We start from the raw sequence: 22,977 nt of genomic DNA, 5'->3' as shown, positions 1-22,977 counted from the left end.
GCCGGTCACGCCGCTGATCGCGACGCCGGTCGAGCCGTTCATCGTGCCGTTGTTGGTCACGGTCGTGGTGCTCGCCGCCGCGTTGCCGACCACCGCACCGCTCGACAGCACGCCGAGCCCCGAGCCGAGCACGGACGGGTCGATCGTGCCGTTGTTGGTCAGCGTGACGTTACTGCCGGTCAACGACATCGCCGTGCCGCCGACGCCGAGCAGCACGCCGACGCTTGCACCGGGGTTAACCGTCGCATTCAGGTTGTTGGCGCTGTTCGAATAACTGGGCGCCAGCGGGTTCGCGGCGCCGGAGCAGGTCACCGTGGTGCCCGCGGTGCTGCAGGTCGCCTGGGCGGGAACGATGCCCGCGCCCGACAGCGCCAGAAACACGCCCGTGGGCAGCAACAGTCTCGGAAACGGCTCACTCGCTTTTCTCGAACGGGCAGGATTCATGCTTTCCCTCTTTATTGATTTCGGTTTTTGGTATGGGTATTGCGGCCGCACTGGACGGCACGCAGCAGAAAATCGCGGATAAAAGCGTCCTCCCCGGCAATCGCGATGCGCTGTCGGTTTATTCGTGATGATTTTTTGATCGGCCCGGAAATGCAGCTGCGGAACTAGTCGAATGACATGGTGACGGCCCCTGTTTTTTTTGCAGCGACTTTCTGGTTGATTTGATTACTGCCCGCTTTCGTCAGACTAGGCTATATCAAACTCAAACCGTTTTCCAGTCGATATTTTCCTGTCGGATCAACGGCCGACGGTTATGTAGTTTTTTTACTTTCTGACAGATGCGCAGCGATAACATGCAACACGCTCTTCGCCGGCTTTCTTGATTTTTCGCAAAGACAACGATTGTTCCGCATCGGTGGAAACACCGATATATCGCCCCGATTCAATACACGCCGATTTTGCAGTGCAATATTCTTACCGCGACGAATGATCCATGCAGATAATCAACATCCGCTTAATAAATCGATCGGACCTCGATTATGGAACTGTCGGCGAAACTGTTTTGATTTTTGTCCCCTCAAGACATCTGAAACGAGAATCGCTATTATTTATTCAGTGCCTATGACTCCCGCGCGGCCGGCGCGGACGACAGAAAACCGGAAAAAACAACGAAACCACCCGCACCGGAAGCGCGCGCTTCCGGGCCGCCCCGTCACGAAAACAGGCGCATCAGATAAAGCATCGGCCGAAACGAAACCGGCCGCGCATCGGGATTCACCCACAACCGCACCGCATACACCGCGTAGGCCGGCACCTCGCGCCAGCTCGAATAGAGATCGCGCCACTGGAAGCGGCGCGGATACGCGGCGGAGATGTTCGACCGCGCAATGCCGACGCGCTCGAACGCGAGGCGCGCCCGCGCGAGGTGGTAATACTGGCTGACGATCAGCACGCGCGACAGGCGATGCGCGCGCAGGTAGGCAAGCGTGTGCTGCGCGGTCGCGAGCGTGTTGTCGCCCTGATCGTCGACGGCGATCCGGTCCGCCGGCACGCCGCGCGCGACGAGGTAGTCGCGCATGGCCGTCGCCTCGTTCAGCCCGGGCCCGTCGATCGCGCCGCTGACCAGAAACGCCGGGCACTGCCCCGCGCGGTAACAACGCACGCCGACATCGAGCCGGGCCGCGAGCACGGGCTTCGGCGCGCCGGTTTCGTCGAGCGCGTTGCCGAAGATCACGGCGACGTCCGCCGGGTCGCCCGGCATCCGCATGCCATGGACGACGATCGCGGCCGCCGCCGCGCCCCAGACGCACGCGACGACGGCCAGCACACGGCCGGCCCGGGCCGCGAAGCCCCGTTTGGTTCGATATTTCAAGGTATTCGGTCTCTCAGGTGTCGCCGGGGGCGTCGGCCGGCCCGGCCCCGAACGGGCGCGTCACGCTAGCACGGCGCGCCCGCGCCTGTCCATGCGATGGACCGATGCCGGCCGAGCGGGCCGGCCACTGGAAGATCGAAAGAATGTGAGGGCGTGCGCCCGGCCGCGGCCGGCAGCACCGCCCGGCTCAATCCGCCGGGCACATCGCGAGCCGCCCCATCGCCTCGCCGGCGCCGCGCACCGCGCAGGTGGACGGCTCGTCGGCGATCCGCGCGACCAGCCCGGTCTCGTCGTACAGCAGGCGTTCGAGATCGGCGAGCAGCGCGCCGCCGCCCGTGAGCACCGCGCCGCGATTCGCGATGTCGGTCACGAGTTCGGCCGGCGCGTTTTCCAGCACCGACTTCACCGCGCCGATCACCTGCTTGAGCGGCGCGGCCAGCGCGTCCGCGACGTCGTGGTTGGACAGCTCGACCGAGCGCGGCAGGCCGTCGCCGATGCCGCGGCCGACGGCGCGGGTCGACGTGCGCGGCACCGCGCTCGTGGCCGAGCCGATCGTCTTCTTCACGTGCTCCGCCGTCTGTTCGCCGAGCAGCACGCCGTACAGGTTGCGGACATGGTTGACGATCGCCGCGTCGAACTGGCTGCCGCCGACGCGGATCGCTTCGCGGTACACGATGCCGCCGAGCGCGATGACCGCGACTTCGGTCGTCCCGCCGCCGATGTCGATGACCATCGAGCCGACCGGCTCGGTCACCGGCAAACCGGCGCCGAGCCCGGCCGCCAGCGGTTCCTCGATCAGTTCGACCTCCGATACGCCGGCCGCGAACGCGGCCTCGCGGATCGCGCGGCGCTCGACGGCCGTCGCGTCGGACGGCACGCACAGCGTGACCTCGACGCGGCGGCCGAAGCGCGAGCGGGTGCGCGACATGTCGATGAAGCTGCGGATCATCTGCTCGGCTGCGTGCGCGTCCGCGATCACGCCGTGCCGCATGGGCCGCACGGCTTCGAGATGCCCGGGTTCGCGGCCGAGCAACGCCTTCGCGAGCTCGCCGACGGCCTCGAGGGTGGGCCGAGCGTCGCTCGCGCCGCCCTTGCGGAAGCAGACGACCGACGGCTGGTTCAGCACCACGCCGCGTTCGTGCGTATAGATTCGCGTACTCGCCGTTCCCGGGTCGATCGCAACGGGTTGCGCAAACAACTTTCCGAACAGCGGTGTCGACATATCAAACCTTTGTGAAGGAGCGGGCCGGGACAGCCGCGCCGCACTTTTCGCCGCGCGTGCATGCCGCCCCATCACGAGCTTAGCGGCAAATCGTTCCGATACTTTAGCCAATTCCAATGATTTTTTCGCGACGAAATTGCCGAAAACGGCGTCCCGCGCACGTCCGGCTACGCAACAGCCGCTCGCATCGGGCCTGTAAAACACGGTAATCTCTCGGTCTTGCCTGTTCCCGGCAGGCCTCCGACGCACGATCACGCCAGGTATGTTCACCATGACAGCGACCGTTTCCTTCCGCTGGGCGCCGCTGCGCCCGCTCTGCACGACGCTCGTTGCCTTCTGGTGCTGCGCGGTTGCCGCGCAACCGCTGCCGGCCGCCGAATCCGCCGCCGCCCCGACCGTTGCGGCCGCAGCCAACGCGGCGGCTGCTGCCGCACCCGCCGCCACGCACACCTGCGCGGCCGACGGCGGCCCGGCCGGCCGCCCGTCGATCGGCCTCGTGCTGTCCGGCGGCGGCGCGCGCGGCTACGCACACCTCGGGGTCCTGAAAGTCCTGGAGGACAACCGGATCCCGATCGACTGCATCGCGGGCACCAGCATGGGCGCCGTGGTCGGCGGCCTGTACGCGAGCGGGATGGCGGCCGACGAGATGCAGAAGCGGCTGTCGGAGGTCAACCTGGCCGATATCGCGTTCGACGTGACGGACCGCGCGGACCTGCCGCAAACCAGCCGGGAAGACGAACGCCTGTACATCAACGGGCTGACGCTCGGCTTCGGCAAGAAAGGCGTCAAGGCGCCGGTCGGCCTCGTTCAGGGCAACCGGCTGCAGGCGCTGCTCGCGAACTGGACGGCCGCCGTGCCGACCAACCAGCCGTTCGACCACCTGCCCATTCCGTATCGCGCCGTCGCGACCGATCTGCAGACCGGCCAGATGGTCGTGCTCGACCACGGCTCGCTGCCGCTCGCGATTCGCGCGAGCATGGCGATGCCGGGCCTGTTCGCGCCGGCCGAGATCAACGGGCGCGCGCTCGTGGACGGCGGGCTCGTCAGCAACCTGCCCGTCGACACCGCGCGGCAGATGGGCGCGAACATCGTGATCGCCGTCGACATCGGCTCGCCGCTGCGCCCGCTCGATGCGCTCGCGTCGCCTGCCGACGTGATGCAGCAGATGGTCGGCATCCTGATCCGCCAGAACGTGACCGCGCAGCGCAAGCAGCTCGACGCGCACGACGTGCTGCTCACGCCGGACCTCGGCTCGCTCGCGTTCACCGATTTCCAGAACGCGAAGCAGGCGATCGCCGCCGGCGAGATCGCCGCGACCGCGGCGCTGCCGAAGCTGCGGCGTTTCGCGCTCACGCCGGAACAGTACGCGGCCTACCGGTCCGCGCACGCGCAGCCGCTGCCGCCGCCGATCCGGATCACGCGCATCGACATCAAGACCAGCGGCGGCGTGCCCAAGCGCGTCGTCAGCAACGCGCTGCACGTGAAACCCGGCGACATCTACGATCCGAAGACCGTCAGCCAGGATCTGCTCGGGCTCACGACGGGCGGCAACTTCGAGAGCGTCACGCAACAGATCGTGAGCCGCGGCGACGATAACGTGCTCGAGATCGACGCGCGCGAGAAGTACTGGGGGCCCAACTTCCTGCTGTTCGGGCTCGGCATGTCGAGTAGTTCGACCGACGAAGGCGGCTTCCGCCTGCACGTCGGCTACCGGCGGCCGTGGCTCACGGAATCGGGGCTCGAATTCCGCGCGGACACGACGATCGGCAGCGACCTGCAATCCGCGCGCATCGAGTTCCGCCAGCCGCTGTCGATGGCATACGGCGTCTATCTGTCGCCGTACGCGGAATACCAGCGCCGCTACGCGAACCTGTACGACGACACCGGCGACGTGAAGATCACGCAGTACCTGATGCAGACGGCGCGCGCCGGACTCGATCTCGGTTTGCCGATCGGGCGGCTCGGCGATTTCCGGATGGGCGTCGGTTACGTGACCGGGCACGGCTCGCCGACCTACAACCTGCCGTTCGACGACGGCAGCGGTCAGGCGCTGCTGTGGCCGAGCTTCACGTCGCAGGCGCTGATCGCGCGCGCCCGGCTCGTGATCGACCAGCTCGACGATCCGCTGTTCCCGCGCAAGGGCTATTTCACCGAGCTGCGCGTCGAACGCTCGCTGGTGTCGCGCAACGGCGGCTCGGCGCAGGAATTCTCCGACGGGATCAACAACGCACCCTATACCGAGATCTACGGCAAGGCGATGATCGCGCAGCAGTTCGGCCGGCACAGCGTCAGCGCGACGATCGAGGGCGGCAAGAGCATCGGCGGCACCAACCTGATCAACGCGTTCAACTTCACGCTCGGCGGCTTCCAGCATCTGTCCGCGTACGCGGCCGACCAACTGAACGGCAACGAGCTCGCGTACGGGCAGGTCACGTACATGAACCAGTTGATGACGTTCAACGCGTCGCCGGTCAAGGCGCTGTCGGTGGGCGCCAGCGCGGAAGTCGGCAACGTGTGGTCGAGCGGCCAGCAGATCGGCGGCGGCGCGCTCAAGCAGAGCTATACGTTCTTCACGAGCCTGTCGACCGCGTTCGGGCCCGTCTATATCGGCGTCGCGCTCGCCCCCGGCGGGCGACGCAACTTCTACCTGCAGCTCGGCCGTACTTATTGAGCATGCGCGGATGCCGCTGCGGCGGTATCCGCGGCGCCGTCTCGACGGCGGCCATCGACTTCACGGTTGCCGCGGATCGGCCTCGCGGCGTGGCCCTAGACTGGCCAGCTGATCTCGAACCGCGCGCCGCCGAGTTCGACCGGATCGACGACCGCGATGCGGCCGTTGTGGGCGTGGAGCACCTGTCGCGTGATCGACAGGCCGAGCCCGTAGCCGCCGGTACGGCGGTCCAGGCGCACGAATGCGTCGAAGATCCGTTCGCGCTCGCTCTCGGGCACGCCGGGGCCGTCGTCCTCGACGAAGATCCCGATGTTGCCGTGCACGAGCGAGATCCCGACGACGATCCGCGATTGCGCGTACTTGCTCGCGTTGCGCAGCAGGTTGCGCATCGCATACGACATCAGCCGCCGGTCCATCTTCACGCGCAGATCCGACCCGATCGCGATGCGCGACTCGATCGCACGGTCCGGATACAGCAGTTGCGCGTCGCTCACCTGATGCTCGAACCACGCGACCGGCGCGGTCATCTCGAGGTTCGACTGCAGCGAGCTGTATTCGAGCCGTGCATACGTGAGGCTCATGTCGATCAGCTCCTCGAGCTCGGTCACGTCCTGCGCGATGCTCTCGAGCGCGCCCTGGTATTCGGCCGCCGAACCCGGTTCGCGCAGCATTTCGAGCGCGAAGCGCACGCGCGCGAGCGGCGTGCGCAGTTCGTGCGAGATCCCGTTCGTCAGGTCGCGCTGCGCGGCGATCAGCCGCTCCATGCGCATCGCGAGCGCATTGAGCGTGCGCGCGAGCGGGCCGATGATCACGCTGTGCGATTCGCGCGCACGCGTGTTGAAGCGCCCGCCGGTGAAGTCGATCGCCCGCTCGCGCACCATCACGAGATCCGACCAGACCGGCCGCATCCACCGATACGCGGCGAGCGCCGGCGCGGTGAACACGAACGCGAGCACGATCCAGATATCGCCCGGCAGCGAATCGAACGCATGCCACACGACCTGCGGCGACAATTCGACGCACAGCGCGAGCGCGGGCACCAGCGCGGTCAGCAGGACGAGGCCGAGCAGATGGAGGTAGGTGCGCAGGTACAGGCGCGACCAGCTCGGAATGCGGTCGGCGCGCGTGTCGGTCCACGCGCGGCGGAAGTGCAGCCAGCGCCATTTGACGTAGCGCAGCGTCGGCAGCGGCGGTGCATCGGGGTGCGAACGGGTTCGTCGGATCATCGCGGCTCCCGGCCGGCGGGCGGCATGCCCGCGCGGAACGTGGCGGCGTCGCACGAAGGCGGCCTCATTCCCACGCGTGCTTGCTGAATTGATAACCCTTGCTGCGGATCGTCTTGATCCGCTGCGGGTTGCTCGCGTCGTCGCGCAGCTTGCGGCGCAGCTTCGAGATACGCCCGTCGATCGTGCGGTCGAGGCCGTCGAATTCGACACCGCGCAACTGCAGCATCAGATCGTCGCGGCTGACGACTTCGCCCGCGTGACACACGAGCGCCCACAGCAGGTCGAATTCGGCCGACGTCAGATCGGGCGTGCTGCCGTCGGGCAGCACGACGGTGCGGTCGGTGCGGTCGATCGAGAACTTCCCGAACGCGTAGCGCTCCGGCTGCGGCGCGGTGCCTTCGGCCACGCGCGCGGGCGCGCGGCGCAGTTGCGCCTTGATCCGCGCGAGCAGGATGCGCGGCTCGACCGGCTTGTGCACGTAGTCGTCCGCGCCGAATTCGAGGCCGAGCAGCTCGTCGAACGGCTCGTCGCGCGCCGTCACCATGATGATCACGCCGTCGTACTGCTTGCGCGCCTCGCGGCAGATTTCGAAGCCGTCCTTGCCGGGCAGATTCACGTCGAGGATGACGAGATCGGGACGAATGGACAGGATCGCCGGCACCGCGGCGTCACCATGCAGCACAGTGTCGACTTCATAGTCGTTCTTGCGCAGGTAGCCGGCGATCAGCGTGGACAGACGGGTGTCGTCTTCGACGAGCAGGATGCGAAAAGACATGGGCAGCGGTCGGGTCATCGGGGAAGCCGCGGCGGCGCCGGCCGGTGCCGGACGCCGGCCATCGGCCGAAACGTACCGCATGATACTGCGCCCGCCGCTTGCCTGTTTGGCTGTCTCGAAAATAAGGGCGCGACTCGGGCCGCGCTTGACGAATCGGCGCCGGGACGGTTCCATACGGGCTCGCCGGAATCCCGGCCCTGCTTCCATCCTGCCTGACGCGATGAATTACCAGACGATTCTTGAACGCATCCACACCGAACTCGCCCCCTGGATCGGCCAAGGACGGGTGGCCGACTACATTCCCGAACTCGCGAAAGTACCTGCCGACAAGTTCGGGATGGCGGTCGTGACGCTCGACGGAAACGTTTACACGGTCGGCGATGCGCACGAGCGCTTCTCGATCCAGAGCATCTCGAAGCTGTTCGCGTGCACGCTCGCGTTCCAGTTGCTGGGCGACGCGCTGTGGGAACGGGTCGGCCGTGAGCCGTCCGGCACCGCGTTCAATTCGCTGGTCCAGCTCGAAAGCGAACGCGGCAAGCCGCGCAATCCGTTCATCAATGCGGGCGCGCTGGTCGTCACCGACGTGCTGTGCCGCCGCTTCGTGAAAGCCGAGACGGCGCTCGTCGAATTCGTGCGGCGGCTGATCGGCGCGAACGACATCGACTACGACTCGCGCGTCGCGACCTCGGAGTTGCAGCACGCGGAGCGCAATCGCGCGATGGCACACTTCATGGCGAGCTTCGGCAACATGCAGATGCCGCCCGATACGGTGATCGACGCGTATTGCCGGCAGTGTGCGATCGAGATGAACTGCGTCGAGCTCGCCAGCGCCGCGCTGTTTCTTGCGAACGGCGGCGTCGCGCCGGCGACCGGCGAGCGGATCGTCGATTCGAGTTCCGCGAAGCGGCTGTCGGCGCTGATGCTGACTTGCGGCACCTATGATGCGGCTGGCGATTTCGTGTATCGCGTCGGGCTGCCGGCGAAAAGCGGCGTCGGCGGCGGGATCGTCGCCGTGCTGCCCGGGGAGATGGCGGTGTGCGTGTGGGCGCCGGGGTTGGATGCGAACGGGAATTCGTTGGCGGGGACCAGGGCTTTGGAATGGTTGACTACGTATTCGGGGCGGTCGATTTTTTGAGGTGTGCTTCCCTCGTTTTTTCGCCTTCCATCAGGCCGGACCTGTGCGCGTTTTTGTGGGCGAAGGGGTTGGACAGCGGGTTATCCGCGCGCCTGTGTGAATTGATTTTCGAACAGGAGAGAGCGGACGGCTCGACGCTCAGCTCGGTGCTGGCCGAAGGCAAACTCTTCAGTTGATTAAGGAATGCATCCGTTCCTAGCTTTAGTGATAAATCCAACGGGCATTCAGCAGCGGCAGCCGGAGCGCTTACCGTTGCAAAATTCATTGCGACGAGGGCTGACAAGCACCCAAACGCGTTCGTTTTCTCACCCTCACTTCTTTCGACCATGGAGAATCTGCCGAAGGGTCTCAGCCGTATATTCTTCACTACCACCCAGCTCGCCTGCATCATTGAACACAACGTAGCCAGAGAACAAGCAAAGACCGTAAGCGACGATCCCGGCAAAATCCCATGCGACACGCGTCTGCACATTGGCTATGTAGCCGTAGCCCTCTCGCCCGCTAAGTTCTGTCACGCATCGGTTGAATGAAATCCAGCATTGCGCTCCGTCACCACCTTCCAACAGAACAAAATCATTCAAAAGACCCTCATTGCCATCGGGTCGCCCTGCAAATTTGACGTCACCGAGAGTCACTCCAAACTCGTCACATGCACGAGCCAGAATCCCTCGCAACTCCTGCAGGCTATTTGGCATCACTGCCAATGGAACGTACATGCTGTTTGCCATAACGTTTTTACCTAGGTACCTTAAAAGTCGAACGTGTGAGTGTGAGCCACCCGGCGGTCTCAAGAATCAAGTGCAACGTTTAGCCAATCCGGCGGCAGCCAATTCCATCGCCATAGCCTCTTCAGGGGTTTTCCAGTTGAGGGTTTGGCGAGGGCGGCCGTTCATCAGTTTGGCAATGTCGTTCAATTGCATCTGGGTGACGCCTGACAGGTCGGCCCCCTTGGGCAGAAACTGGCGCAGCAGGCCGTTGGTATTTTCGTTGCTGCCCCGTTGCCAAGGGGCGTAGGGATCTGCGAGCCGGGTGTCCCAGATTCAGTCGTTCAGCCAACTCGACATGGCAAGTCATTTCCGATCCACGATCGTACGTCAGGCTCTCACGCAGAATGGCCGGGAGCTTCTTCATCTGGCGCGTGAACCCCTCCAGTGCGTCCTGGGCCGTACAGCCATCCATGCGGCACAGCACGACGAACCGCGTCTTGCGCTCGACCAAGGTACCGACGCAGGAGCGATTGAAGGCGCCTTTGATGAGATCGCCTTCCCAATGACCGGGCCATTGGCGCGTTTCGATTGCCTCGGGTCGATGGATGATGCGCAGTTCTTCCGGGACAAAGCTCTTGCGGGCCAACGTCTTGCGGGCGTTGCCGCGCACCGGCTTCTCCTGGCGCAAGGCCTCGATCGTCGCCTGCTTCAAGCCGCCGCGGGGATGGGTATAAATCGCCGCGTAGATCGTTTCATGACTGACGCGTTGCTCGGGATTATCTCGATGCATCTCGCGAAGTCTGGCAGCAATTTGCTGCGGCGACCAGCGCCGATAAACCAGATCGTGATGCACTTGCCAGTACAGCGCGCTTCCTGTTGCCAGCTTCACCTGACGCCGACTTCGCTCGCGGCGCGCCCGGTAGGCTCTGGCCGCGCTCGTGGCGTCATAACAGCGAGACGATTCCGTACGATTGCGTGCCAGCTCTCGCGTGATCGTCGACGCGCTGCGACCAAGCAGCCTTGCAATCGCCCTGACGCTCGTGTTTCCGGCCTTCTCGATCATGATCGCCGCGCGCTCTTCGGCGCTCAGATGCTGGTATTTCGTCATTGCAACACCCTACCTCATCAACAGTGTTGCACTTGAAACTAGAGTCTAAGCCTCTTCTCCGTCGACTATCCCCATCACGATCACCATCTCGCCCGACCGTCTGCATTGCATCTCCGGTACGCCAGCCGTCCCATGACGACTACGCCACGAACCCGGCAACAGCCGCGTTCGACACGACTATTCTCCATCAGAGAGAGACTCCCCTTCCCCCTCTCGATTCAACGCACGCAACTCTTTTATAAATTGGTAGGTAGCTGCAATCAGAAGGGTCAAGAAAGCCGGCAACCCAACAATGACAGGTTTCCAGCCGGCTCCTTTACCCAAAGAGAAGACCAATGCTATTAGCGGCAAGGAAAGCAGCGATGCATAACCTATAGCGAAACGTCTAAACAAGGTTCTCTTCTTGTCTGTCAGATTCATTCTCACTCACTTATCGGTTGGTTTATTTTTAGCAGCCTCAATTGCCGACTGTATCGGCCCCAACGAGAATTGTATGAACTGATTTACAAATCTACCGATACCACCCGGGAGGATATATTGCACTCCGCCATCACCAACACCACCACCAGCACTGATCCCGAAGCTATTCGCGTTGTAGCTCGAACTGTTCTGAATATCCGAGAACGACAACGTCCCCGTCGTCAGCTGATTCTTGTCCGGCGTCGCCGTACTCGCGATATACGCTCCCTTCAGGTCCGTATTGCCCTTCACGTTGATGTCGAAACCACCGTCCCCGGCATGAATAGCCATCGACCCACCGTCGACCTTGAACCCAAAAACACGGACTCGATGGCACTCCGATTACGACGCTACGCGACGTAGTATTTTCCGTGTCGAAATTAAGCCATCATCTGCCTTCACGGCCCTAGGTCGGATACTGATACACATCACAATCGAACCGACATAGTCTGATCATGCTTAAAAATTAAAAACTCCCTTACATCGGTTATTTCACAAAGGAATCGTCCATCACTTGATTTTGACAAGATGCCGGTAATTTCAGCTTGATCGCCGTACAAATATTCGCCCCCCCCGAAAGCAGGAACGCTCGAAAGAAGCTTCTTTTTCAAATCACCATGGCGCACCAAAACAGCGTGATTCTTTTCCCGAATTTTTGCATCTGATTCGACAAAATATCCATCCTGCCCATCCATGACAAAGAAACCTTTCAAAACCACTTCCGTGCCAAAAGCGATGGCATCGGCTCTTTCGTTGAGTTCGATAATTTCCATAGTTTTCACGTCTATCACCTAGTGCGTATAAACAACTTGCCCCGTGAATTTCTTAGAGAATTCTTTAACGGGAACAAAGTACTGCGTCCCGGTCCCAGGGTCTCTGACTGCAACAACGGAGTTTCCCAACCGTGTCGTCACTCCGTCCACCACAACAAAGTGCCCTCCGCCGACATCCAAGTCAACGTGCGCAATTGCAGCATTTCCTCGCGACGTAGCTGCAGCCAAGTCGTCAACAGACGCACCGACAGCCCATCTAGCCGAACTCAACCCATTTTTCTGCAGCGCGCTCGACAGCCCGACAACGTCCGTGCCCCATCCCGGCACAAGGTTTGCGTCTTTAGCTATTTGAGAAATGTTGACCCATTGTCCTCGGTCATTCATCACCATCGCACAAGCAGTAGGGCCGCAGGCGACATCGCCAACATTCGAAATATACCTCTGATCGATAACAACGCGATCTCCATTGCGCCCCATTGAATTCGTCTCGGACGCCAACCCGCCCGCACTTCCACCATCGGAACTTGCTCCTTGGCCAACCGAGACCACTGCCTTCGAGCCGACAGCCCGGGATCGTGCAAGTGCGCCGGCTATATCCCTCACGAGGGTTGGCGCCCCGACAAAGCCAAGCACTTCCCCTAGTGTTGATGCATCAGCTTCCGCAAGTCTAGCCTGCTTCCATTCAGCGCTCGTGATGCTATTAAGTAGCTTAATCTCTTTCGACTCAAGCTGCTGCGTCTTAATTAGATCGTCCTGATAGAGAACCTTTTCTTGCTGAACACATCCTGCCTCTGGTTCGCCTGATCCGCAATCGTGATGGTACCGGCGTGATTACGGGCGTCCCACCTCACCGCATCCTGACTACTCTGGCGAACCGCATCCTGACTACTCTGGCGAACCGCATTCAAATTGACGTCGTTGTTCGCCACGAGCACGGCATCGCCGTTCGTCGCAATCACCGCCGCATTGGCGTTCAGGTCCCGACCGGCGACAGCTTGAAGCGTACCCGCATAGACCGTCGATACACGGTCGATGCCGGTCGCGCTGCCATTCGCAGCCTTCGCCGAGCGGATCGTGCTCGTCAGGTTTCTTAATCATCCTTCCCGTATAATCCTCAATACCGAATTTCGAAATTCACTGCTTACAGTCCGCCGTCGTTCCCGAGTTATACTCCATGGTCAAACCATAAACGTTCACTCGCTTTCCCGGAAACCATTCCGGAACGAGATTCAGCGTTGCCAGCACCCCTTCTTTGCAATACAATGTTTTTTGCGAACTTGATCCAATGACACGCCATCCTTGAGAAGCAAAAGTATCTCGATAAGCGGCCAGCAAATTTCCATCCACCGACCGGGAATCCACACTCATCACAATCAGTGCAGCACTACCTCGCTCGCTTTCTTTAGAAAATATAACCGATCCACCTTGCCCAATAATTCCATTCATATCAGACTTCATCTGCTGATATTTTTCAACAGTATCCGTTGGGATATTAATCAGCACCCTCGCAAAAAAAATATAAGCCATCCCCAACAGCAACACACTAACAATCAAAATCTTTAGCAATCTCATCAGCAATTACCCTTAATTATCGAACCTTTCCAATCTTTCCTCCGTACCCAACCCCAAGAGCACCACCCACGCTTGGCATTTTCGTCACGCCTCCGGCACCAACGCCGACCTCAAAAGCCGTATCGCCTCCAATTGCGTGATTGAATCCGGTACAAACCCCAAACATACATCCTCCAGCCGAAATCGACGGGCCACTCAAGAACTCATCGGTATTTTTTCCTTGCTGACTGCCCGGCAACCCTGCATTTGATGTAACCATCCCAGTTGCAATCGACAACCCCGGCACAACCGGCACCGAGCCACCGACGGACAGATATGCGTTTCCATTATGCAAATTAATAGTGAATGATCCAGCCAAACCTAATGCTGCGCCCTGCACGGACAGGTAATCAAATGATCCGGAACGAGTTACCGACAAGCCAGACTGAAGTGTTGTGGAATCAGCGTTGGCGTCTTGGCTGCTATATTGGAACAAACTGTTTGAAGATACTGCTTTTACCATACCGCCGTACATTCCTGCCGAGAGGAAAGTAGTTGCGTAATTCTGCAGTTGTGCCTGCTCTGCAGCATAACCACGCCCCTCCTGCTCCAATGCCGCATACTTGTTGTACTCCGGTGTGCCCGTGGTGTACTCGGCAGAACAATGGACTAGTGCGCATCCGGCCGCCTCCAGTTTATGCTGCCTGGTAGAGTCACCATTTGCCAAATCCTTGATAACCTGCTTTTCGTCCTGATTCAACTGCCGATTAAACCGATCAGCACTCGCCCCGGTCAACGCCCCAGTCCCGCCACCGACCAACGCCCCAGCTCCACCAGCCAGCACATTCGATGTCAAGTTCCCCAGGAGCTCATCGACGTTCGCGTTACCAGTCGGCCCTGAATCCTTGATCGACTGCGCAATCTCATTCAGTTGCGGAGCGAGCTTCGCCGACACACCAGCACCGGCAGCGCCACCAACCGCACCCAAGCCACCGCCGGTCAACCCACCCGTCAGCGCACCGCCGGCAATGTGTAGCGCAACACGATTGTCACCACCCTCGGCCCAACTGTTGGCCTCCTGCTGGTACTGTGCCTTGAGCGTCGGATCAGTCGTGTTGTTTGCGTGCGTCTGTGCCTCCTCCCGCTTCTTATCGGCATAGCTCCCAATCTGCTTCGCAATTGTCTCCGCCGCCGCCTGCGCCGCGTTGATCAAATCCGACTGATTGCTCAACACCTGCTGCAAATCCGGCGTCTTGCCAACCGTCCCATTCAGATTCGACGTCTCACGATTGAGCGTCGCCACATCCTGCTTCTGGTTGGCCTGATCCGTAATCGTGATGGTACCGGCACTGATCGCGCTCTTCGTGCTCGCACTGCTACTGTCGCTCTCGCTCACATACAACGGCTGACCGCCACCCGTATTCTTCCCGCTCGTCGGCCCGTGCGTCGCATAATTGTTGCCCCCATCACCGACACCACCACCGGCACTGAGCCCGAAGCTACTCGCGTTGTAGCTCGAACTGTTCTGAATATCCGAGAACGACAACGTCCCCGTCGTCAGCTGATTCTTGTCCGGCGTCGCCGTGCTGGTGATATACGCCCCCTTCAGGTCCGTATTGCCCTTCACGTTGATGTCAAAGCCACCGTCCCCGGCCCGAATCCCCGCCTGCTCGTTCACACCCGCATAGTTACCGCTCGCATGGCCGTTCTGCATGCTGACGCTGGCGCTCGCACCACCCTGGCTGACACTGAACCCGCCGCCCGAACTACTCTGGTGGGCCTCGCTGCGGCTCGTATCCTGCACCGACGCGAGATTCAGGTTGCCACCCACATCCGCAATCACCTTGTTGGCGTTGACGTTGGCCCCAACGATATTGGTATCGCCGCCGCTGATGATCGTCGCCGTATTGCTCGCGCTGATGTGTGTATTGTTCTGCGTCGCCGCATCCGAATTCGCATCGCCGTGCGCACGCGACATCGACGCCGAGACACCGAATCCGCCGGTGCCATACGACACCCCCACGCTCGCGCTCTTCGATTCGTTCGTACTGCGCGTACTGTCGGTATCCGTGCTGTTGACCAGATTGACCTTGTTCGTCGCCTGCAGCAGCACGTCCTTCGCGTTCACGTCCGATCCCTGGATCGTCACGTTCCCTTGGCCCGCGTTCTTGTCGCCCGTCGCGACGAACGCTGCCGTGCCGCCCGCCTTCACGCTGCTGCCGTTGTTCTGCCTGCTGTCCTCGGTGAATGTCGTCTTGCTGTGCGAAGAACCGAAACTCAGTTCGATCTTCGCCTCCGGCTTGCCGTTCGGATCGCTCAGCGCCTTGGTCATATTGCCCGTCGCGCCGACCAGGTCGGCCATGCCGCCGGCCGCCGCAATCGCATGCAGCGCGGCGGCACGTCCGTCCTGGCTGCCGCCCGCACCCTGCGCCTGCTGATTCACGTTCTGGATCGCATCGATGACGGGCGACTTCACCGCCAGCGTGAAACCCGAACTCTTCACCTCGTGCGTTTCTTCGTGATGGCGGTCGGTCTGCGACGCATCGATCGTCACTTCCTTCGCGATGCCCGTCACGTCCTTGCCCGCAACAATGTCGGAGCCCGTCACGTGGAGTTTGTTGCCCGCTACCATCGACACGCTGCCGTCGGTGCTGCCGACCAGGCTGCCCTGCGAACCCTTCACCGTGTCGCGGCTGGTATCGATGGTCTGGTTCGTGCCGTACGAAATCCCCGCGCCCGCACTGCCGAGGCCCGACTTCTTCACGTCCTTGTAGTGATATTCGCTCGAGGCCGTGTCCCCTGTCGTAACCGTCAGGTCGTGACCCGCAGAAAGACTCACATCGTTGGTTGCCGCAATCGTCGCGGCCTTCGCCGTCAGGTCATTGCCTGCCTGCACCGCCACACTGTTACCCGACAACGTCGTGCCCACCGCATTGGTGTAACTGCTCGAATCGATCGTGTGCGTCGACTTCGACGACAGGAAGCCGTTTTCCTTGTGATAGTGCTCGTCGTTCGCGCTCGCGCTTTGTTCACCGGCATTCAGATTCACATCATGCCCGGCGCTCACGCCAATCGCACCCTGCGCATTCGCATACGCGGCCGTCGCATTCACGTCATGGCCCGCCACGATCGCCAGATTGCCGCCCGTCGCGATCTGCGTGCCCGTGTCGATCGACGCTGAATGCTCGGCATGATTGCGCGCATCCCACTTCACCGCATCCTGGCTGCTCTGGCGAACCGCATTCAAATTGACGTCGTTGTTCGCTGCGAGCACGGCATCGCCGGTCGTCGCAATCACCGCCGCATTGGCGTTCAGATCCCGGCCGGCGACAGCTTGAAGCGTACCTGCATTGACCGTCGATATACGGTCGATGCCGGTCGCGCTGCCATTCGCAGCCTTCGCCGAGCTGGTCGTGCTCGTCAGATTGAGGTCGCGGCCAGCCGACAGCGCTACAGTGTTGCCTTGAATCAACCCGCCGAGATTATTGAGGTCCTGGTTCGCGCTTGCGAGCACGGTTCCACCCGACATCGTGCCGCTGTTGTCGATCGAATCGGCATGAATGATCGTGACGTTGCGGCTGGCGATCGTGCCGGAGTTCTTGTACGCGCCATTGGCATCGACCGTGACGTTCTTGCCGGAGATGATCGTGCCTTCGCCAGTCACGTCCGCCGCGTTCGCGCGCAGATATACCTGCGGCACCAGCACCGTCTGCTGACTGCCGTTCGGCAATGTCACAGTCTGATTCACGAGCCACACGATGTCGCTCGTCAGCGCAGCCATCTGCGCATCGGTCAGCGCCGTGCCGACATTCAGCCCGAACTGCTGCGACGCCTTCACGCCGTTCGCCATCAGCGCTTCGTATTCCTTCTGATTGTCCGTATAGTCACCGATGAACCGCTGGCCGGTGGTCTGGATGATCTGTTGCTGAATCAGTTGCTGCTCGTAGAAGCCATCGCCGATGCGCTTGAGGACCGTATTGGGATCGACCTTGAGCGCATCCAGCATCGTGTCGCTGGACAACCACTTCCTGTAATCGGTAAAGCGCGGGTCCGTCTCGATCAGGAAGTGGCTGCCCGGGTCGCTCGTCACCCGATACAGCGCGTTGTTCGGCAGGCGCGTATTCGGCGTGACCGTGCGCACGACTACATCGCCGACACTGGCCTTCACGGCCGATACGGTCCCGACGCCGACGTCCGACACACCCGAGCCGACCAACACATGCCCACCAACTTCCTTGCCCGCTACTGGCGTCACGCCCGTACCGCTTGCACCCTGCGCAGCGGATGTCGCCGCCGCCACGCTCTTGATCGGATCGGACGGTTTGCCCGGATCGGCCAGCACCACCGGCAGATCGATCGTTTGTGACGGAATAGCCGGCGAGTAGTTGGTCGTCGAGGTCGCGCGCTCGTCACCGCTGAAGGCCCCGCCGGACTGCACCCAGGTATAGATCGCCTTGCCCGAGCCCGTGAACGTTTCAGTACCGGTCGCGCCGATGTTCTGCACGTTCCTCGGATGGTTGCCGTCGCCGGCCACGATCTGGCTCTTGTCGTTGACGCCGGACGGCGTGTTGATCGTGATATGACGGCCAGCGGTAACCGTGCCGGGTTGCGAAGCCGTTACCACGTCCCTGGTCGATTTCACGTCTACCGTGTAGACGGTATAGGTCTGGACGAGCCGGCTCGCGACATCCCCGTTATACCCAACGAGCGCCTGATTCAGATTTTGGTAGGCCGCGACGGTGGCCTTGTACCACTGTTGGAACGGTGCGCATGCCGCGTTTGTCGAGGTCAGACATGAAGGGCTCGGTGGGCTGAAGGGAGGCGGTTTTGCGCCCGTCACATCAGCTTCAGTAGGGGGCTTGATGGCGAACCAATCGCTGCCAACGCCGCGTCTGCCAGTAACCAGTCCAGCACCCGCAGTCATGGCGAATGGCCCCGACGTCATCCATGCCGGATTCGCGTCCGGCGGCGGCGCTACGCCGAACGTCGCCCAGATGTCAGCCGGGACCGTCCGATACGCACCAGTTTGTGTAGCTGCGCCGCCCCCACCAAAGTTGATTGCGGCATACGCCGTGTTATCGATCTTGCCCGCCACCCCGTTCATCGTGTACTTCGCATACTCGGCAAACGGATATTTCGTCGATGGCAGCAGAATGAATTTCTGATCGTCGTCCAGCGCCCACTGGTAATCCGTGCCCGGATGGATTTCCTGGCTGTTCTTCTGGTACAGGTAGACCGTCGACGGGTCGATCTTCTCCGTCGAGCCCGGCACCTGATACCAAAGCTGATTCCCGCTGTCGGTCGTGACGGTCGTGGTCTGGAAGTTCGAATTCAGGTTCTCGAACCGGTTTGCGCCGATCGTGACGTCGCGACCGGCGTCGATCTGCGCGCCGTTGTTCGTCACGGTCTGCGCGGCACCGGTTGCCTGATGGTTCGCGTCCAGCGCGCCGCCGACACGAATGTCGTTGCTCGCGTACATCAGCGCGTTGTTCTGGTTCATGAGCGTCTGCGCCCCGATGTCGAGGTCACCGCGAGAAGCAATCACACCACCGACACCCTCGGCATTCCGGTCGTTGACAACCGTGTTCGCGCCCACTGCGACCGTGTCGCCGTAAATCCGGCCACCGGCATTCGTGATCGTGTCCCCGGCCGTCACCGTCGTTGTGCCGCCATCGATCAGACCTTCGTTCGTGATCGACTGGTTCGCGTGAATGTTGGTCGCGTTGCCACCGATAATCTCACCGGTCGCACGGTTCCGGATCGAATTGGCGCTCACATTGGCGACATTGCCCGCCGACAGCGTGCCGCTGTTGTCCAGCGTGCCGCCGGCCGTGGTCGTCAGATCATGACCGGCCACGATCTGGCCGGCGTTGGTCAGATCGCCTTGCGCCGTTACGTCGACGTCGCCCGATGATTGGAGCTTGCCGTCGTTGCTCAAAGTCCCGGTCGAGACCGTCAGTTTCTGACCACCATTGATGTCGCCCTGGCTGTTGACCAGCGTATTCGCTGCCGTCAACGTTGCAGAGCCTTTCGACTGGATGCTGCCCGACGTGTTGTCGATGATCGGTGCGGTCAGCTTCGCATTCCTGTCCGCTCGAATCGAGCCGGACGTATTGTCGATCGCCTGATTCGCATCAAGGGTGACGCTTGCGCCTTCCATCCCGGCAGTCAACCCCGGCACGCCTGCGGTGGTCGGCAGCGTTGAATTGGCAGTCTGCGCATTGCGAATCGTATCGCCCGTCACCCACAGCGCGCCGCGCGCATGCATGGCACCGCGCGTGTTATCGACCGTCGTACCGGACACCGTGACATCGCTGTTGCCGCCGATCTGGCCGGCCACGTTCGACACCGTACCGGCGCTTCGCACCGTCAGTACGCCGTCCGCCACGAGCGAACCCGCATCGTTCGTCACGGAAGCAGCGTTGACGGTTGCCGCACCGCTCGACGAAATCGCACCACCTGCGTTGCTCAGCGCTCCCGTTGTCAGCGTGACGCCATTGCCGAGAACCTGACCACCCGTGGATTGCCCTGTCAGTATGCCGTTGTCGAACGTCTGGCCGTGCGTATCGAGATCGACCGATCCCGTCGCCTGCACCAATCCCGACCGGTTATCGAACGCCCCCGAACGGCTCGTCAGCGATTGGCTCGCCGCCACGTTGCCGAGCGTGTTGTCGATCGCACCTTGTCCGGACGCGAGCGTGACGTTCGCCCCCGTGATCGTACCGCCCGAGTTCAGCAAGCCGGAATTGGTGAGCGTCGTGTCCCCCGAGGCCAGCAGCTTGCCGCCCGCATTGTCCGTCGTACCGGATGTCGCCACCGACAATGCGCCCGAGACGGAGCCGATGGTGCCACCGCGGTTCGTCACGGTCTGCGCCACCACGGTGGTGTCGTGTGTCGTCGCGATCGTACCGGCTGCATTCGTCAATGCGCCTGCAACATTGAGCTTCGCTGCATCCGCTGAAACCGCGCCTTGCGAATTGTCGAACGTGCCGGCCTGCGTGTTCAGCGCGCCGGCAGCGGTAATCTTGCCTTGGGTATTGTCGAGTACCTGCGAGACGATCAGCGTCATGTCGCCGTTGGACGCGCCGATCTGGCCTGCACGGTTACTGAGGATGCCGGCTGTCGCGGACAGCCCGCTCGCCCCCACCAGCTTGCCGCTATCGTTCGACACCGTGCGGGTTGCGGTCAACGACAACGCATCAGACGATGACCCGATCTGACCGCCCGCATTGACGAGATCCCCCGCCTGGACCTGTACGCCGCGCACGGCCGTCATACTGCCGCTCGAGTTGTCGATCGTGTCGCTTGCAACGACGAGCGCATTGGCCGAACTTACCGTACCGCCAACGTTCGTCAGAGACTTCGTCGCACGCAGTGTCGTGTCGCCGGCGGCCGATCCGATCGTGCCCGCCGCATTGCCAACGCTGTTTGCCGTCACCGACAGACCATTGCCGCCGACTATCGCGCCGGACTCATTCGAGACCGCGCCCGTCGCTGTCACGGTCAGCATATCGGTGGTGCCGATCTTGCCGCCCGTATTGACGACATCGGTCGCGGTAATCCGTGCGGCGTGTGCGCTCACCGATCCAGCCGAGTTGTCGAGATGGGCCGTGTGAATCGACAGATCGTTTCCGGACGCGAGCTTGCCGTTTGCGTTGTTCAGCGATTGCGTGACGTCGAGCGAGGTATCGCCCGCGACGGAGCCGATCTGGCCCTGTGCGTTGGAAACCGCATTCGCCGTCAGCGTGAGACCATTGCCGCCCGCGATCTTCCCGTTGTCGTTCGACACGTTCCCGGTCGCCGTCAATGTCAACGCGCCCGTCGAGGTGCCGATCTCGCCGGTCACGTTCGTGAGGTCGGTTGCCGCGATCTGCGCCGTGCGCGCAGTCATGTGCCCCTGCGTATTGTCTAGCGCGCCGGCCGAGTTCAGGGACAGTGCGTCCGCCGCCAACGTCCCCGACCGGTTCGAAACCGATTGCGCGGTAACGTTCGCGAGGCTGTGCGAACTGATGGTGCCGGAGTCGTTGACCAGTTGCGCCGCACTCAGCGTCACGTTCTGTCCGCTCATCGTGCCGGCGACATTCGACAACGTACCACTCGTGGTGACGTTGACCGCGCTGGCCGCGTTCACGGTTCCGTGGTCGAGCGTGACGTCGTTGGCGAACAGATTGACGTTGTCGCCCGCTGCCAGTGTGCCGCTGCTCGTCACGTTCGCGGCGCGCGCCGTGACGGAGCCACCGCCGACGAGATTGCCTGCGGAATCCGCGCCCGCGTATGCCTGCCCGCTATTGTTGAACGACGTGGCGGCTGTCAGGTTCGTGTTGCCGGCCGACGAAATCGTTCCGGCGTTCGACAGCGCCCGAGACGCGTTCAGATCGGTGGCCTGCGTACTGACAATCGTGCCTTGGTGAGCGACGTTGGCGCCATCGATCCGGGTGTTCGCGGCCGACTGAAGACGCGCCGTCGGCGCAATCGTCACATCGCCGTTGTTCGAGACTTGAATATCGCCAGTCAGTGACGTGATGGAACCGGCATCTCGCACACCCACGCCGGCCTCGGTCCCGATCATCCGGACGCTATTGGCGAACATGCTTCCCAACGCCTGCACGTCGATCGCGACGCCCGGCGCGGCATCGGTACCGTTCCGCGCCTGCGCGGTGTTGCTCGCATAGTCGACCCGGTTCGCCCCCGCCACCGCGGTGATCGAATCCGCCCACACCTGGCCGTTGATCGTCATCGCGCGTGCGATCAGGTCGATCGCGCTGCCATGCGCGTCGAGCCCCGCACCGGCGATGCCGATCTGCCCCTGCGTCACGTTGAAACCTGCCAACGTGCCATCCGGATTGAAAGTCGGCACGCCGGTCGTCAGCGTGACACGCGGAACATTCAGAAAGCCGCAACCCGCACAGGTGATGCCTGCCGGATTCGCGATCACGAGATTCGCGCGATTGCCGGCGATCTCGGTGGGCCCGAGCAGTTGACTGGGGTTGCCCGACGTGACCTGGTTGACGATCACGCGCGCGGCGTTGTTACCCAGGAATGGATTGCCTTGCACCCAGCCGGCGAGTTGCGTCCGCGAATCCCGGCCGCTGTTGACCAGCACGGCCCCCTTCGTGCCGACGTTGTACTGCGTAAAATTGTTCAGCGAGACGCCGTTCTTCGGTGCGGTAATGTTGACGAGCGGTACGCCCGATGCCGACACTCCGACGACCGGATGGGTCGGACCGCTTCGATCGGGCGTGATCGGCAGCGTTGCCTGCGCTTCGGCAACGAGCGGCTGCATGCCGAACGTACACAGTGCGGCGAACGCGGTTGCGCGTGCCGCAAACCAGATCGAGATTCCGGAATCCATCGACACGGGGCGAGTGGCTGGCCGCGCGCGAGCGCGTTCACCGCCCCCGTGCGCCGATGCGTATTCGTCAACCGCTACCAGCATGCCGCGCACGGCACTGAAGACCAAGCGAAAGATTCCGGAATTCATGATCGTCTTATTCTTGAATGCATGTCGAGCCGGCCGTCCACGCATCGCGAGAA

12 protein-coding genes and 3 pseudogenes are annotated in these 22,977 nt (G+C 62.1%); 2 read left to right on the top strand and 13 right to left on the bottom strand.

The features are described 5' to 3' along the window. The 3 genes and pseudogenes from WS64_RS29270 to WS64_RS29260 form a co-directional block, all read right to left on the bottom strand. A pseudogene (locus tag WS64_RS29270) lies at positions 1 to 444 on the bottom strand (autotransporter domain-containing protein); the annotation flags it as partial. 712 nt (positions 445 to 1,156) lie between these two features. Beyond that, entirely contained in the window at positions 1,157 to 1,816 is a 660-nt protein-coding gene (locus WS64_RS29265) for a YdcF family protein (RefSeq protein ID WP_060968519.1), read from the bottom strand. 187 nt (positions 1,817 to 2,003) lie between these two features. Continuing rightward, a complete protein-coding gene (locus tag WS64_RS29260; protein WP_059639835.1) occupies positions 2,004 to 3,038 on the bottom strand; it encodes a rod shape-determining protein in 1,035 nt (344 codons plus the stop codon). 271 nt (positions 3,039 to 3,309) lie between these two features. On the opposite strand from WS64_RS29260, the gene WS64_RS29255 reads away from it, so the two are divergent. Beyond that, positions 3,310 to 5,709 carry a patatin-like phospholipase family protein gene (locus WS64_RS29255; protein ID WP_060968632.1) on the top strand — a complete coding sequence of 800 codons (2,400 nt, stop codon included), beginning with the start codon at positions 3,310 to 3,312 and terminating at the stop codon, positions 5,707 to 5,709. 95 nt (positions 5,710 to 5,804) lie between these two features. On the opposite strand, the gene WS64_RS29250 is transcribed toward WS64_RS29255, so the two are convergent. After that, positions 5,805 to 6,935 carry an ATP-binding protein gene (locus tag WS64_RS29250; protein ID WP_059584559.1) on the bottom strand — a complete coding sequence of 377 codons (1,131 nt, stop codon included), beginning with the start codon at positions 6,933 to 6,935 and terminating at the stop codon, positions 5,805 to 5,807. A gap of 64 nt (positions 6,936 to 6,999) precedes the next feature. Then, positions 7,000 to 7,710: a response regulator gene (locus WS64_RS29245; protein ID WP_059584557.1), complete on the bottom strand. Its 711-nt coding sequence runs from the start codon at positions 7,708 to 7,710 to the stop codon at positions 7,000 to 7,002. Positions 7,711 to 7,930: 220 nt separating this feature from the next. On the opposite strand from WS64_RS29245, the gene WS64_RS29240 reads away from it, so the two are divergent. Continuing rightward, entirely contained in the window at positions 7,931 to 8,845 is a 915-nt protein-coding gene (locus WS64_RS29240; RefSeq protein ID WP_059584555.1) for a glutaminase, read from the top strand. Between the two features lie 311 nt (positions 8,846 to 9,156). On the opposite strand, the gene WS64_RS34695 is transcribed toward WS64_RS29240, so the two are convergent. The 8 genes and pseudogenes from WS64_RS34695 to WS64_RS29230 form a co-directional block, all read right to left on the bottom strand. Next, positions 9,157 to 9,573 carry a hypothetical protein gene (locus tag WS64_RS34695; RefSeq protein WP_155720499.1) on the bottom strand — a complete coding sequence of 139 codons (417 nt, stop codon included), beginning with the start codon at positions 9,571 to 9,573 and terminating at the stop codon, positions 9,157 to 9,159. A gap of 66 nt (positions 9,574 to 9,639) precedes the next feature. Continuing rightward, positions 9,640 to 10,660, bottom strand: a pseudogene (locus WS64_RS33920) (IS30 family transposase). A 177-nt stretch (positions 10,661 to 10,837) separates the two neighbouring features. Then, positions 10,838 to 11,080 (bottom strand): hypothetical protein, encoded by a 243-nt coding sequence (locus tag WS64_RS33915; RefSeq protein WP_244166675.1) that lies wholly within the window; start codon positions 11,078 to 11,080, stop codon positions 10,838 to 10,840. A gap of 114 nt (positions 11,081 to 11,194) precedes the next feature. After that, positions 11,195 to 11,404, bottom strand: a pseudogene (locus WS64_RS35715) (hypothetical protein); the annotation flags it as partial. Between the two features lie 143 nt (positions 11,405 to 11,547). Next, positions 11,548 to 11,901 (bottom strand): hypothetical protein, encoded by a 354-nt coding sequence (locus WS64_RS34690; RefSeq protein ID WP_155720498.1) that lies wholly within the window; start codon positions 11,899 to 11,901, stop codon positions 11,548 to 11,550. A gap of 9 nt (positions 11,902 to 11,910) precedes the next feature. Continuing rightward, entirely contained in the window at positions 11,911 to 12,369 is a 459-nt protein-coding gene (locus WS64_RS35710; RefSeq protein ID WP_081103958.1) for a cysteine peptidase family C39 domain-containing protein, read from the bottom strand. Between the two features lie 657 nt (positions 12,370 to 13,026). Continuing rightward, complete coding sequence (locus WS64_RS34685) at positions 13,027 to 13,464, bottom strand: hypothetical protein (RefSeq protein ID WP_155720497.1); 438 nt, start codon at positions 13,462 to 13,464, stop codon at positions 13,027 to 13,029. 16 nt (positions 13,465 to 13,480) lie between these two features. Further along, entirely contained in the window at positions 13,481 to 22,924 is a 9,444-nt protein-coding gene (locus tag WS64_RS29230; protein WP_081103957.1) for a two-partner secretion domain-containing protein, read from the bottom strand. Positions 22,925 to 22,977 lie beyond the last annotated feature (53 nt).

This window comes from Burkholderia anthina (genome assembly GCF_001547525.1).
Taxonomy (GTDB): Bacteria; Pseudomonadota; Gammaproteobacteria; order Burkholderiales; family Burkholderiaceae; genus Burkholderia; species Burkholderia semiarida.
The sequence above is the reverse complement of the archived record's forward strand: the minus strand, read 5'-3'. Positions and strand labels throughout refer to the sequence as shown.